Genomic DNA, 14,163 nt, shown 5'->3' on the forward strand with positions numbered 1-14,163 from the left:
CCGGTATTGTGTAAGTGGTCTATGCGAATTGATCTGGGCTGAACAAGCCTTGGGTCAGTGTTTGCCACTCTTCTTTCAATACGCCATATTTGACCGAGTCGTAGTATTCGCCTTGGTAATAACGCACTTTACGAATTCGTGCTTCTTGCTGCATGCCGAGTTTCTCCGCACAGCGCATCATCCTCGGGTTACCTGACCATGTGGTTAATCCGACTCGCTCTATTTCTTGTGTGTCAAAGATATGGCTTATCCAAGGCACCAATGCGCTAAAACCTAACCCTTTGTTCCAGTAGTTAGAATCGTAAATGACGATCCCAGCTTCTAACCAACGCGTGCTCTCGCATTCCCAATACCAACTGACAGAGCCAACAGGTTTACCCTCGAACTCAATCAATAACATGTCTTCACCTTTTATTAGGCGTTGTAAGGTGTTGTTACGAAAGCCTTCCAGTGTCGGAGTTTGATATGGAAAGTAAGGACCATTAAATTTAGCCCATCGTTCATCTTCAGTAATTAACTGATATAGATTCTTTGCTTCTTCAGGGGTCGCGCGTCGCAGTGTCACGCCTTGGAAATGGTACATAGTTTACCTTTTAATTAACGTTTAATGGCGGTGACGCTGAACGTGTGCCAATGCTTTGTGTGTCCAACAGCTGTTGTGCCATCTTCATCTCGTTCGTGAAAATGAAGTATTTCATAACCTTCAAACAAAGCTTCCACTTGCTCTTTGGTGAAAGCACAGATGTTGGGGTGAGTATCTGCCTCAACCCAAGAATCGTTGATTCCTAACAAGTCGCCACAAAATACGCCGTTAGGTACTAATGCTTTGTTGATTTTTTGCCAGACCTTGGCGAAGTGTTCGCTAGGGCAAAAGAACAAACTAGCGCTGGCGATAAATAAACTGCAAGCAGGGTACGTAAAATCACTAAAACAAGAATGGGATATGGAATAGTGAGGGTTGCCTTCAAAGCGAGTTAAGCAGGTTTCGACAGCGTCTTGATGCGCATCGAAAGCATGAACGGTGTAGCCTCGACTAAGAAGATACTGAGAGTCTCTTCCAGTTCCACATCCCGCATCTATAGCGGTTTTATTATCGAGAGTAAGTAAATTCGCTGCACGCTCGACGTTGGGACGGTGCGGCTGCTGCGCGACCTTTTGATAATATTCGTTCCATTTTACTGACATCGTGATTCCTTTTTCACTCTTCTATTTTTGTCGTATTACGTTTCAATAGAACACGACTCCCTTATGTTCTGAGCGGTGGGCTATTCTCTCTGGTTTCTGGTATTTAGCAGGCGCATAACGAGGGTTATAGCTGATCTTCAATTGGAAGTATGCCAGAGAACCAAGCGCCCATTTTTCTCCATACACTGGCTTCTGGCTCCGAATCGAATTCTTCACCAGTCTCCATATCAACCCACGCTATGTCGCCATCTTTGATTACGATTTTATAGGCATTTTCTCTGAGCTGTTTGGGCAACTGCGCTAAGGATTTTTGCACGTATTCAGGTTGTTCGATGACGACTGCCATTTCGGTATTGAGTTCAGCGGAACGTGGATCCCAATTCATGGAACCAACAAACAGAGTTTTACCATCGATCATCATGGCTTTGGCATGCAAACTTGCTCTGCTACTGCCCGTGAGACTCCATTTACTTTTGATTTTTGCGCTGGCTTTCACTTCCCAAAGCTTGATCCCAGCTTTAACCAAGTCTTCTCGGTATTTCGCATACCAGCCATGAACGGCAAACACATCGTTCGATGCCAAGCTGTTTGTGACTATTGTGATGTCGATACCTCGCTTTGCCGCGTCCGTCAGTGCTTTTGTCCCAGATTTTGTTGGCACAAAGTACGGGGATATTAGTACAAAAGAGTTATCTACGTTTGCTAACAGTTCACTGAGGTTGGCAACAAGTTGGCTTTCTTGAGTTGCAATCTTATCGGGCAAGTCGAACCAAACTTCACCTTGTCCCCAGTATAAATTCAACTTGCCCTGTTGCAGTTCTTCGTAAAGATCGAGTTCTTTAAAATTATAAGGACCAGTAGAGAACTTTTCTTCTAATTTCAAGTTCTTAACTTGAGTTTTAATAGCATCGTCGGCAACTCTTTCTGATTCAGGCACAATCCATTCCATTGGGATCGCATACAAGCTGTTCCAGTAAAGGTCGAATTGATCCGCGGTTTGTGTCACAGCCTCGCCATAAAGCATGACATCGAAATCGCCGAATTCGACATTAGATTCAAAAGAGAAGTATTCATTGCCAATGTTTCTACCACCAACAATCGCGGAGACACTATCTGATATTAGTGACTTGTTGTGCATACGACGATTAAGGCGGTCAAAGTCACTCGCAAGAGCAAATACGCGCGCGTCTCGGTATTGATGAGGATTGAACAAACGAATTTCGATGTTAGGGTGAGCATTCAGTTGCGCCATACCTTCATCATTGCGTTTTTGCATGTCATCCAGCAATAGGCGAACACGTACACCGCGTTGAGCGGCTTCATACAATCGCCATGTCATCAGTTGGCTAGTTTCGTCGCTACGGTAAATGTAGTACTGCAAATCCAAACTTTTCTCGGCGGATTCAATCAGAGCTATTCGAGCAAGAAGTGCGTCATTGCCTTGGTTTAGTGGATAAAAACCGGTATCAGAGTCTGGATCTTTGTCGTAGCTTTCAAAAAAAACAGCCAAAGCAGAATCATTTTGATAGCCAAATTGAAAGCTGGTGGATTTCTCACTTGGATCTCTGGGTTGAATGGATGAACACGCTGAGACCAGTAAGAGCATAGAGCCCAAGAGGGCTTTTGAGAGAGAACGTCGCAATGCACACTTCCTTGTTTATCATAACCTTTTGATTATATATCAAGCGTTGGTAACTGGTAATGCGAGCGGGTTAGGTTAAGTCGCAGTTTTCACATTCAAGGCAAAGAGCGCGAAACCACATTTAATGCATGAAAATGGAATATTATTCAGGCGGACAATATCATGTTTTTAACTTATGTTTTGTTGGTAAATGGTTAATATCACTAATATCTGGTGGTAATTACCAACACTGAACTACAAAAAATAGCTAGATTAATTTAACTTATTGATATTTAAAAAGTAAACGATTGGCACACCTATTGCGTATAAACGGTGAGTGTGAGAGGCCGTAACTTGCGAAAGTGGTTAAGTTTTTGTTAATTTTATTAACTTGCCATGGATAGTTCTTTTGTGATCGATAGTCACAAAAACAGCGGAAGCACGGCTCTTTTATAAAGTTGTCTATTTCAGATGCAAATATCTCACTGTTTGTCCGCGGGGAGTGTAAGGTCCAGTTACAAAATCTCGGATTTTTAACGTGGTCTTAAGGCGAATGCCTGATGGGGATGAATAGGAGAATACAAAAATAAAAAAGGATTTTTGATGTTAGCAAAACCAGTATTACGTTGGCTTTTACCCTTCGTCGTGATGGGGGGGGCTTATGCGGGCTATGCCGCTATCGCTGCGACCGCACCAGAAAAAGAGTCAACCAAAGACACCGTTACTGAACCTACAGTACAAACTTCTTCACTTTTTCCAACCGATCATAAAGTCGTAATCACCAGTCATGGTGAGATGGTCCCTTTTGAGAAAACCCACCTCGCTGCACAAGTCAGCGGTGAGGTCGTGAGTTGGCATCCAAACTTTGTCACTGGTGGCATCGTTAAACGTGGTGAAGTGCTATTCACGATTGAAAGTGATAATTACGAAGCGGCAGTACTCCAAGCTGAAGCCGGTTTAGCAAGCGCTCGTGCAGCTCTAATTGAAGAGCAAGCAAAAGCTGAGGTAGCGAAACGTCAAGCGAAGAAGTTAAGCGATAAACAAATTACAGACCTCTATTTACGCAAACCACAGGTGTTAAGTGCTCAAGCGCAAGTGAAGTCAGCGCAAGCAGCCCTGAAACGAGCAAAGCGTGACCTAGAAAACTGCAAAGTGGTAGCACCTTACGATGCTCTCGTTGTTGAACGCGACATCGGTGTCGGTCAATTTGTTTCTTCTGGTTCTCGCGTGGCTACGTTAAATAACATTGAAGTGGCAGAGATCCATGTTCCGATCGCAGGCTTTGACAGTGCGTTCCTTCCTGACTCCTTAAAAGAACTGCGAGCAACGGTGACCCAACAAGGTATTCTTTCAACAACGAGAGAAGGTAAGGTCGTTCGAGATTTAGGAATGATCGACAGCGCGACACGTATGATCAACATGGTCATTCAGGTGAAAGATCCTTATGGCTTAGATAACAAGCAGCCGCCGATTAAGTTTGGTTCGTATGTCGAAGTGAGTTTCACAGGTAAAGAACTAAAGCACATTTATCGCTTACCACAAGAGTTAGTGAAAAACCGAACGGTTTGGGTAGTGAATGGTGAAAATGAACTGCAACCAAGAACAGTAAACGTGCTTCGTGCAGAAGGTGAGTTTTTGCTTGTTGGGGAAGGCTTAGAGCAATCAGACATGCTTGTTCTGACTTTGCCTGAGTACCCGCAAAAAGGCATGGCAGTCCAAGTCGCAAAAAAGAATGACGACTCCGAAACCGTCGTACAGTAAGTAGGAGTCAATCATGGAAGAGAATCAACAAAAAGGCATTATTGCCTATTTTGCCAATAACTCTGTCGCTGCAAACTTAATGATGGTGTTCATCATCGTGATGGGCATCGTGAGTTTCTTATTCATTCAACGCCAAATGTTCCCGAATGTTGAGGTCAACTACATCAATATTCGTGCTGCTTATCCAGGTGCTTCTCCACAAGAAATTGAAGAGAGTATTTTGGTGAAAGTGGAAGAGTCGATTAAAGACGTCACCGGCATCAAAAAGACGGTCGCACGCGCATCCCGAGGCAGTGCGCATGTGTCGATTGAAGTGGATGTGAACGCGGACATCAAACGTGTGTTGGACGATGTAAAGCAAAGAGTGGACACCTTATCCAATTTGCCTGCGGGCATGGAGCCGATTAACGTTTATCAAGTGGAGTGGCGACAAGAAGTGATTGAGATGGGGTTAGTCGGGGACCGACCTCTTGAAGAGCTCAAACCTATTGCTAAACAAGTCGAAGATGAGCTTCTGCAACTACAAAACGTTATGTTAGTGGATCTCAGTGCGCCAGAGGAAGAGATTGCGATTGAAGTCGACCCACTTGTTTTGCGTAAGTATGATCTAACACTGAATGACGTGAGTAATGCGATTCGTCGCTATTCTGCTAACTTCTCCGCAGGTGAGGTGAAAACCAACGCAGGTATGATTGCGGTTCGTATTGAGAACCAGTATTACCATGGCGATGAATTTCGAAATATCCCCGTTAAACTCGGCGCAAATGGCGCCAAGGTGTTACTGCAAGACATTGCAACCATCAAAGATGGCTTCACAGAAGAAGATCGTTACTTTGAATATTCAGGTCAAAATGCAATTTACATGGCGGTTCAAGCCACGCGCGACCAAAACATCATTCCTGTTGCAGAGTCTGTTCGTAACTATATTGAAGCAAAGAACAAAACGTTACCTAGCGATATTCAGTTAAAAGTACTGGTTGATATGACCTATTACCTCAATGGTCGTCTCGATATGATGCTGAAAAACTTGCTTCAAGGTGCGGCGCTTGTAGCGATCATGCTGAGTGTGTTCTTGCGTTTCCGCTTGGCGATGTGGGTAATGTTAGGGCTGCCAGTGTGTTTCTTAGGCGCAGTGATGATGATGCCCATGCTTGGTATCACTGTAAATATCGTTTCTTTATTTGCCTTTATTATGGTACTCGGTATCGTTGTCGATGACGCTATCGTGACTGGGGAAAGTGCTTATAGTGAAATCGAAGAGAAGGGCGGTGGTGTCGAAAATGTTGTCACTGGCGTTAAACGTGTTGCTACACCAGCTACCTTTGGTGTGTTGACTACGATTGCGGTATTTGCACCTTTCCTGCTTTCTAGTGGTATTGATAGTGCCTTCTTTTATGGCATTGCTGGTGTTGTGATCCTGTGTCTTACCTTTAGTTTGATTGAATCTAAGTTGATTCTTCCGGCTCACTTAGCGCATACGAACTTCAAACCAATCAAACCAGATGGATGGCGTGATAGCTTTAACAAGCGTTTCTTTGGTTTTGTGAATGGTCCTTACCGTAGTTTTGTTAAAGCGTGTACGCATTGGCGCTGGACTGTATTTGCTTTCTTCTGTGGCTTGCTTCTTATTAGTGCAGCCTTGGTGAGTTCTAACTATGTGCGTGTGATTCCGAATCCAAAGGTACCAACGGATTATCCTGCGATTACGATTGAAATGAATGACACGGTATCGAGTGAGCAAACCATTAATGCGCTAAAAACCATTGAAGGTGTGATGCAAGAAATCGAAGATCAGATCATCGATGAATACGGTCAAGGTATGATTCGTGACATGCTGTCTTACAACCGCAGTCGTACTGAAGGTCGCATTCTTGTGCCACTTGTCGATGAAGAATTACGTCCATTTAATACCTTTGAGCTTGCGCGTCGTTGGCGTGAAGCTATGCCTGTGATTCCGGGAATGAAGAGCTTTAAGATCCGTGAGCAAAGTGCAGGCGGTGGTGATCGTGATGAGTTTGGTTACTTATTGTTTGGTTCGGATATTAACGAGCTGAATGAAGCGGGTCGTTACTTGATTGGTCGACTGCAGCAAGAAGAAGGTTTGTATGACGTATCTTCGTCTATCGATTCCGGTAGCAAAGAAGTTCTACTATCACTTGCTCCAGTTGCTTACGACCTTGGTTTGGATCTGACGATGATTGCAGAACAAGTTGGTGGCAGTTTCTATGGTGGTGAAGCGCAGCGCATTATTCGTGATGGTGAAGAAATCAAAGTCATGGTGCGTTACCCGCAATTGACTCGTGAAGCGTTTTCTTCTTTACGCTATGCAGTGATCACGACGCCAGCAGGGAAAAAGGTCATGCTGGGTGATGTGGTTAAGATCAACGAACAACCGGGTGTGAGTAGCATTCGACGAGAAGGTGGTTACCAAACCGTTTACGTTTATGGTTCTATTGATGAAGAGTTGGTTGAACCTCAAGAAGTTGTGAAGGTAATTGACGACAACATCTTACCGGACATGAAGCAAGCTTTCCCGAGTGTGAAAACGGAATTGGGCGGTGATATTGAAGAGCAAGCTGCGCAGCGTAACGAGCAAATCATGTTCTTCATTGCAGGCATGATCATCGTATACATCTTGCTGGCTGTGCCGTTGAAGAGCTATACCCAACCGCTGATCGTCATGTCGGTGATTCCGTTTAGCTTAACAGGTGCGATTTGGGGACACTTCTGGCTGGATATGGACATCAGCATGATGTCGACGTTTGGTTTGATCGCGGCAGCGGGTGTGGTTATCAATGATTCCTTGGTGATGACAGATTACGTCAACCAAGTGCGTGAAAAAGGCATGAGCATCAAGCAAGCAGTCGTTGAGGCAGGGTGTGCACGTTTCCGAGCGATCACGCTGACATCGATCACGACGTTTGCTGGTGTTTTACCCATCATGTTTGAAACCAGCTTGCAGGCTCGATTCGTTATCCCTATGGCAGTAGCCCTTGGTTTCGCAGTGCTGTTTGCTACTGTACTTACCTTGATTTTGGTGCCTTGTTTGTACCTGATGCTTGAAGACATTAAAAACATCTTCCGAGCAATCAAACGCTTTTTCGGGCGTGTGATGAGTAAGTTCAAGAAGCCGTCAGCGAATACAACTGGTAGAGAAAGTATGCAAAGCTAGTTTCACCTAGAACGAAATTACAAAGCAGTCTTCGGGCTGCTTTTTTTGTACCTTAAGCGAACTGAAATGAACTTCCTATACTATAAATTGAGTGAATGGTTAAATATTCATAAATTTGCTTGGTTAATTTAACACTGAGTGTGTGAAATTCGCCACCGAGCAGATGGTGGAAAAATGATGCTTATTTTAAGTCATTGATATTAAAGGTTTAAAAAGTTGGCATTCTATGTGCAATGTATAGGATGCAACCCAATGAACTGCTAATCCCTAAGGAGCTTATTATGCAAAGCGTATTTCTATCTACTCTAGGTCTTATTGCTGTAATGTCATCACCAATCGCTGCTGCTAACACTCTAGACAAAGATGAGTGGAGTGCAGATCTACGTCAAGAATTTACAACAATGAAGCATGAGGCAGTTGCGGACATCCAACAAATGAACATGGACGCCATTGATGAACGTGATGAGCGCATTGTTAAACACATCAAAGAACAACAAGCGCAGTTGGTAAAGATCAAGTGCCAGAAGATAGAGGCAACCAAATCTTAAGCTCTGACGTTAAAGATTCCGTGTTAGTCACAAGGAAGCGCGATTAACCAAAGTACATCCGATACAAGGGCGACGTGATGAATTATCGGCGTCAATCTTGTTGCTCTGTTTGCCAATCTATTTAACTAGGTTGGCTTTTTTTGTGTTTACGAGTTAGTGAAAACGAACGATATATCTGGCGACATGATAGGCAACAGTAGTGAGTTGAAATAGTTAGAAAGAAAAAAGCCCGCGAAGAATACCTTCGCGGGCGAAAAAAGGGCACCAATTTGGGTGTCTATTCATTTTGGAGATGGTCGAACGTCCATATCATACTGACAATAGGCTTGGTGAGAGGCTTACCACCAGTGCGACCAACGGGGCTAAAGTTAACATTGTTGTAATCATTGTTAAAATGTTAATTCTTCAATCAATGATTTCATTATCGTTAGTTCAAATTGTGAATGTGTTGTCTGTGTGTGTTTTTACTGTGCTAAATGTCGTTTTTGATAATAAAACTTATCATAAACACGGTACCTGTCATTTGAATTAGTTATATAAAAGTCAACATATCGCATTCTCAATTGTTCATATTTGCACTTAATGCCTCATAATAACCTTTTAATTGTTACGTGTTTGTGTGGCTTTTAACGTTTTTCACTGAAAACAAAAAGAGCGACCTAAGCCGCTCTTGTTTGTTTTGATAAGGAAACTTATCGGATTGTTTTAGATCTCTTCGTGCTTATGAACTAGACCGAAGTCAGCCAAAATGGCATAAGCGGCAGGAATCATAAACAGTACCAACAACGTCGAGGCGAAAATACCAAACACGATAGAGATAACCAGAGGTTGGATAACTTGGGCTTGCAAACTGGTTTCCGTTAGCAACGGTAGCAAACCTGCAGCGGTTGTCATCGAGGTTAGGAATACGGCACGGAAACGTTCTCTACTCGCTTTAACGACAGAATCATGAACATTGTCACCTTCATCTACATGATGGCGTATGTACTGTACTAGCAAGATTGAGTCGTTTACTACGATACCAGCCAATGAGACAAAGCCCATCATGCTCGGCATACTTAAGGAATGCCCAAGCACAATATGCCCCCATACTACCCCGATAAAAGCAAGTGGGATCGCGAGCATGACTACAAACGGTTCCAAGTAACTGCGGAATTGGTAACTTAGGATGGCAAACACGCCAAATAACCCAAGCAAGAAGCCTTTGCCCATAGAGGCTCCGGTCTCGGCGGTGTCTTTAGCTTCACCTTCAAAGTCGAAACGTAACCCAGGGTACTTCTGCATCAATTTTGGCGCTTCATCTTGTTGGAATTGGCGAATGATAGCGGTTGAGTTTGCCTTGGTGTTGTCGGTATCACCAAATACGCTCACCGTGCGCAATCCATCAATACGTTGGATGCGTACGTAGTTGCGCTGGAAATTCAATGTTGCAATGGTCGCGAGCGGAATTTGGCTACCGTCTGGCAAGATAATCGGAAAGTTCGCCAACTGTTGTAAGTCGCCTGCTTGCGTTTTATCTAGCCGAACTTCTATCGAAATATTCTCAACGCCGACTTGGATTTCGTCAGCGGTTTGACCAAAAAATGCCGCACGCAGTTGGTTTGCAACAAGCTGACCATTGATGCCATAAGCTTCTGCGCCGGGACGCAATTTAACCAGAACTTCCTCTTTACCCATGCGCATGTCATCTAGCACGCCATGAACACCGTCAAATTCATTAAGATACTGTTGAATATCAATCGAAGCCGCTTTCAATGCATCAAGATCATCATGTTTTGCACGAATTTCTATTGCTCGACCACCCGGTCCCATCGTGGGCTGTTTGAATACCAGAGAGATGGGATCTGCGAGTTCTCCAATATCTTCACGCCATGCTGTGATAAAGTCATCAATGAGAGTGTTGCGGCTTTCTGCCCCTAACAAGTCCAATCTAACTGTTGCGATATGGGGACCTGATTCGTTGGCATCAGCATTCGTGTTGAATTGACTGGTTATGTGTAGTACGAGCGGATTACCGCTTTCAACTTTTTCAGTCCATTCTTTATCGAGCTTTTGCGCTGATGCGACGATCTTATCTACCACTGCCTCTGTTTGGGATAGCGAAGACCCAGGAGGAAGAATGATACGAGCTTCGGCAATATCACCGTCTAGCTCAGGGAAGGGCTGGAATTTAAGCAAACCGCCAATTAACGTTGCGGCAGAAATCAGCAGCAAAGTAATGACACTGCCCATGAAAGCGTAGCGATACTCAACCACTTTATCTACGGCATTAACCAGCGTGGTATTACGGAAGTTCTCAAAAGATGCCAGTAGCTTTTGTTTGAACTTTGGCGTGGTCTTGTCTTGTTTTTGTTTATGCAGTGAATGAGATAAGTGGTTGGGTAGAATCAAAAATGCTTCCACTAAGCTCAAGCTTAATACCAAGATAAGTACTTGCGGAACCGCCTTTAGCACTGCACCCATTTCACCTTGTAGAAACAGCAGGCTACCAAAGATGCAAACGGTGGTTAAGAAGGAAGAAATTACACCCGGTAAAACTTTCTTAACGCCTTTGATAACGGCGTCATCAATCTCTTCGCCTCGGTCAAGGTGAGCGGCAATGGATTCCGCTATAACGATTGCGTCATCCATCATGATACCGATCGCCATTAGCAAGCCGACTAAGGACATAATGTTGATGGATAGTCCAAGCTGTGCCATCAAAAACAAGCCACCTAAAAATGCAACAGGTAAACCGGCGGCAACCCAAAATGAATAGCGAAAGCTAAAAAACAACCACATCGTAGCGAAGACCAAAATGATACCTTGCCAGCCATTTTTGACCATCATAGTAAGACGATCCCAAAGCACCGACGAGAGATCATTGGTCATTTGTAGCATGACTCCGTCTGGCGCAATGGCTTGCTGTTCTTCCACAAATTGAGCGACACGTTCTTTGATTCTGAGAGCATCGTCTTCTTTGTTTTTACTGATCTTTAGAAGGGCAGAAGGGTGACCATCGAAGAGTACTTTCTGCTCATCTAATTCGAAACGATCTGTAATCGTAGCGATGTCTTTTAAGCGAATGATTGAGCCATTCGGACCTGAGCCAACAACAATAGTTTCTAGTTCTTCTGGCGTAACGCGGCGTTCGTCAAAACGAATCAGGAAATTTTTGTCTGGTGTTTCAACATTACCACTTGGTAACTTAACGTTTTGACGACCAATTTGTTCCGCAATATCACCCACACTCAGACCTAATTGTCGAATCGCTTGTGTATCAAGCTCTACCCTGTATTGATGATCCGAGAAGCCTGCCACATCGACCAGAGACACGCCGTAATCGAGTTTTAGTGTGCGTTTAAGTTGTTCGGCATACCCTTTTAATTCCGGCCAAGTCGTATCTGCAGTGATTGCCACATCAACGACAGGCTCGTTCCAGTCCAGTTCTTGAACTACGGGCGACTCAATTTCTTGTGGGAAGTCATTGATCGAGTTAATTTGAGTTTGAACGTCAACGAGCATGCGACCGATATCGGCGTCCTCATTTAACTTTAAGATGAGACGAGCTGACCCTTCAATAGCTTCACACTGAGTTTCTTCAATATTAGCGAGTCCATCTACGGCGTCTTCCATACGAACACAGATACTCTCTTCCACTTCTTGAGGGGATGCTCCTGGATAAACCACGCCAGCAAGAATATAAGGGGGATCGAACTCCGGAAAGGTTTCTCGCTTGATGCCAGAGAGGGAAGAAATACCCAAGATAAGCAACGTCAACATCAACAAATTGGCTGCGGTTGGGTGTTTTGCAAAGAATCGGATCATGAGTCGGACCCCTCAGTCACCGTTTGGCTCTGCTCTGATGCTTCCTTCAACAACATGCCGTTGATAGCAGGCAACAGGTCATTAATGATTAACTTTTGACCTTGTTCCAAGGCACCTTCGACAACGACTTGGTTGTCGCGTCGATAGAGTACCTCAACAGTCACGATTTGAAGACGGTTATCTTCACCCATCAGGTAGATCTTGTCTCCATGGAGCGCGCGTTCAGGAATAACCCAGCTTGGATTCTGTTGTCCTTCAATCAACGCACGTACAAACATACCGTTCACGAGAGGTGGTACAGACGTTGGTTTCAATGCTCGATAATCTTGCTCAATCTCCAATATCACCCCAGCGGTGGCTTGGCTTGGATCCACCGTCTCACTGATACGCGCGACTTTAGCAGACCACGACGCAGATAGGTTGCCGCTATTAAGCTCAATAATGGCGTGGATAGCATTCATATCAGGTTGTGGGATACCAGACTCATCACGTAAAAACTCACCGATGCTTGAAGCAAGGGTTTGCATATCATGTATCGACAGCTGGGCTTCAACTTCCATCACATCAATGCCATGCCCTGTGACCATAGTTTGTTGAAGGTTCACTACTTGATTTTGTTCGATATCCACCTGAGCAATGCGCAGATCATATGGGAGCGTGATGAAGGTTTTATCAAGTGAACGTTTCGCCTCATCCACTTTCGAAGCGTTGACCTTAACTAACGCCTCAGCGACACGCTTCTCATCTGGCATCAAACCTATCTGATTTTCAATATCAAGCACCAACTTACGCTGAGAAAGCGCACTTTGCTCTTGTTGATCCACATCAGATTGTGATGTTAAGCCTTTCTTGCGTAGGTTTTGTTTACGAGCAAGTTCCTTGTTGGCGATCACTAAACGATTCGCTTCAATTTTTAGTGTGCTTTTTAAGTTCGCTTCTTCTTGGTTTAGCTTAGCTAGAGAGGTTTGTGCAGACTTAAGGTCGGCTTGAGCTTGAACCAGTTTTAATTCGTAATCGAGTGGATCGATCCTTAAGATCTCCGTTCCTGCTTGTAGTACTTGCCCTTTTTCCAATTGTGGGTGGCGATAAACTACTTTTCCAGTGACTTCGGCGATAGCCTTCCACTCAATTTTGGGTGTAATTTTTCCGAACCCAATAGCGATAGGAGCAATGGCTTTCAGTTCAAGAGGAACAGTTTCGACTAACCTTGCGCGATCCCCCGCAGGTTTTACTGGCAAATCTGGTTTGAGGTTAATTGCCAAAAGCAGAATGACGATCCCGGCAGCAAGGGCAGGAAAGAACAACAGTTTTTTATTCATTTTCATATTGGTCGCCCGAGTCTAAGAGTCCATATTTCATCAGTTGTATGTTGTGTTCGAACAACCGGTTCAAGAATGCTTCTGAGAGTTCAATACCGTGTATGGAGAGTAGCGCTGGTGGTGCCATAAAAGGGAAAACCATTAAGCTGATATAAGAGACACGACAAAGTTGCGGATCAGCTCCCTTTCGCAGAACACCACTGTCGACCAACTTATCGAAGATAACCCCTTGCATTGGTTGGCTGATGTCGGCAAATACTTTTTCAAGTAACTTTCGTTGAGTTTCGGAAGGAGGCATGTGCATGACTTGAGCTATTAAGCGAGGAAACTGCGGCACTTTGATCATTTCTCGGTAATAGGTACGCATTAAGTCGAGAAAATTTTGCTCACTGCTGTCTGATACGAGAGCTTGCAATTGCTTCTGCATGGGTGACAGTGTCTCGCGCAGCATCGTTTCAAATAGCCCTTCTTTATTTCCAAAGTAGTAACGAATCATCGCGACATTCACTCCAGCCTTTTGTGCGACCAAACGAGTGGATACTTTGTCGTAGGCCATGATGGTGAAGAGCTCGCGTGCGTGGAATATTAACTTTTCACGAGCATCAATTTGGTCTGTGGGTCTTCCTGCCTTTCTTTGAGCTTTTGTCACCGTTGCCTCTCAAAATATTAAACATTTGATTAATTATAAGACGGCGATTCGTTATACGACATACGAAAAATTCATCGCTATTTAATCAATTGATTAATTTG

At 44.2% G+C, this 14,163-nt stretch carries 9 protein-coding genes; 3 read left to right on the forward strand and 6 right to left on the reverse strand.

The annotated features are described in order from the left end of the window. Positions 1-19: 19 nt before the first annotated feature. The 3 genes from NL647_RS01175 to NL647_RS01185 form a co-directional block, all read right to left on the reverse strand. On the reverse strand, positions 20-583 hold the full coding sequence (locus NL647_RS01175; RefSeq protein ID WP_253649492.1) for a GNAT family N-acetyltransferase: 564 nt from the start codon (positions 581-583) through the stop codon (positions 20-22). 14 nt (positions 584-597) lie between these two features. Beyond that, positions 598-1,185, reverse strand: coding sequence for a bifunctional 2-polyprenyl-6-hydroxyphenol methylase/3-demethylubiquinol 3-O-methyltransferase UbiG (locus tag NL647_RS01180; RefSeq protein ID WP_005448778.1), 588 nt, complete (start codon positions 1,183-1,185; stop codon positions 598-600). Between the two features lie 124 nt (positions 1,186-1,309). Next, positions 1,310-2,827 (reverse strand): phospholipase D family protein, encoded by a 1,518-nt coding sequence (locus NL647_RS01185; RefSeq protein WP_253649493.1) that lies wholly within the window; start codon positions 2,825-2,827, stop codon positions 1,310-1,312. A 582-nt stretch (positions 2,828-3,409) separates the two neighbouring features. Between NL647_RS01185 and NL647_RS01190 the strand changes: the two genes are divergently transcribed. The 3 genes from NL647_RS01190 to NL647_RS01200 all read left to right on the forward strand — a co-directional run bounded on the left by NL647_RS01190 (position 3,410) and on the right by NL647_RS01200 (position 8,287). Then, positions 3,410-4,567: an efflux RND transporter periplasmic adaptor subunit gene (locus NL647_RS01190; RefSeq protein WP_009697217.1), complete on the forward strand. Its 1,158-nt coding sequence runs from the start codon at positions 3,410-3,412 to the stop codon at positions 4,565-4,567. A gap of 13 nt (positions 4,568-4,580) precedes the next feature. Continuing rightward, positions 4,581-7,739, forward strand: a complete 3,159-nt coding sequence (locus tag NL647_RS01195; protein ID WP_101960143.1) for an efflux RND transporter permease subunit — start codon at positions 4,581-4,583, stop codon at positions 7,737-7,739. Positions 7,740-8,020: 281 nt separating this feature from the next. Next, the gene (locus tag NL647_RS01200; RefSeq protein ID WP_009701831.1) at positions 8,021-8,287 is read left to right on the forward strand and encodes a hypothetical protein; all 267 of its coding nucleotides are present in this window, start codon (positions 8,021-8,023) and stop codon (positions 8,285-8,287) included. A gap of 705 nt (positions 8,288-8,992) precedes the next feature. Here NL647_RS01200 and NL647_RS01205 read toward each other — a convergent pair. The 3 genes from NL647_RS01205 to NL647_RS01215 are packed head-to-tail and all read right to left on the reverse strand — an operon-like array spanning position 8,993 to position 14,062. Continuing rightward, a complete protein-coding gene (locus tag NL647_RS01205) occupies positions 8,993-12,094 on the reverse strand; it encodes an efflux RND transporter permease subunit (RefSeq protein WP_253649494.1) in 3,102 nt (1,033 codons plus the stop codon). Beyond that, positions 12,091-13,419, reverse strand: a complete 1,329-nt coding sequence (locus tag NL647_RS01210; RefSeq protein ID WP_253649495.1) for an efflux RND transporter periplasmic adaptor subunit — start codon at positions 13,417-13,419, stop codon at positions 12,091-12,093. Before NL647_RS01210 ends, NL647_RS01205 begins: the two co-directional genes overlap by 4 nt. After that, positions 13,406-14,062 carry a TetR/AcrR family transcriptional regulator gene (locus NL647_RS01215; RefSeq protein WP_154202282.1) on the reverse strand — a complete coding sequence of 219 codons (657 nt, stop codon included), beginning with the start codon at positions 14,060-14,062 and terminating at the stop codon, positions 13,406-13,408. The genes NL647_RS01210 and NL647_RS01215 overlap by 14 nt, the downstream gene beginning before the upstream one ends. Positions 14,063-14,163: the final 101 nt, after the last annotated feature.

This window comes from Vibrio sp. Y29_XK_CS5 (assembly GCF_024181835.1).
Classification (GTDB): Bacteria; Pseudomonadota; Gammaproteobacteria; order Enterobacterales; family Vibrionaceae; genus Vibrio; species Vibrio harveyi.

Excerpts from the sequence above, each read along its gene's own strand:
- NL647_RS01205 (WP_253649494.1), bottom strand. The coding sequence starts at position 12,094 with ATGATCCGATTCTTTGCAAAACACCCAACCGCAGCCAATTTGTTGATG.
- NL647_RS01195 (WP_101960143.1), top strand. The coding sequence starts at position 4,581 with ATGGAAGAGAATCAACAAAAAGGCATTATTGCCTATTTTGCCAATAAC.
- NL647_RS01190 (WP_009697217.1), top strand. The coding sequence starts at position 3,410 with ATGTTAGCAAAACCAGTATTACGTTGGCTTTTACCCTTCGTCGTGATG.
- NL647_RS01200 (WP_009701831.1), top strand. The coding sequence starts at position 8,021 with ATGCAAAGCGTATTTCTATCTACTCTAGGTCTTATTGCTGTAATGTCA.
- NL647_RS01175 (WP_253649492.1), bottom strand. The coding sequence starts at position 583 with ATGTACCATTTCCAAGGCGTGACACTGCGACGCGCGACCCCTGAAGAA.
- NL647_RS01210 (WP_253649495.1), bottom strand. The coding sequence starts at position 13,419 with ATGAAAATGAATAAAAAACTGTTGTTCTTTCCTGCCCTTGCTGCCGGG.
- NL647_RS01180 (WP_005448778.1), bottom strand. The coding sequence starts at position 1,185 with ATGTCAGTAAAATGGAACGAATATTATCAAAAGGTCGCGCAGCAGCCG.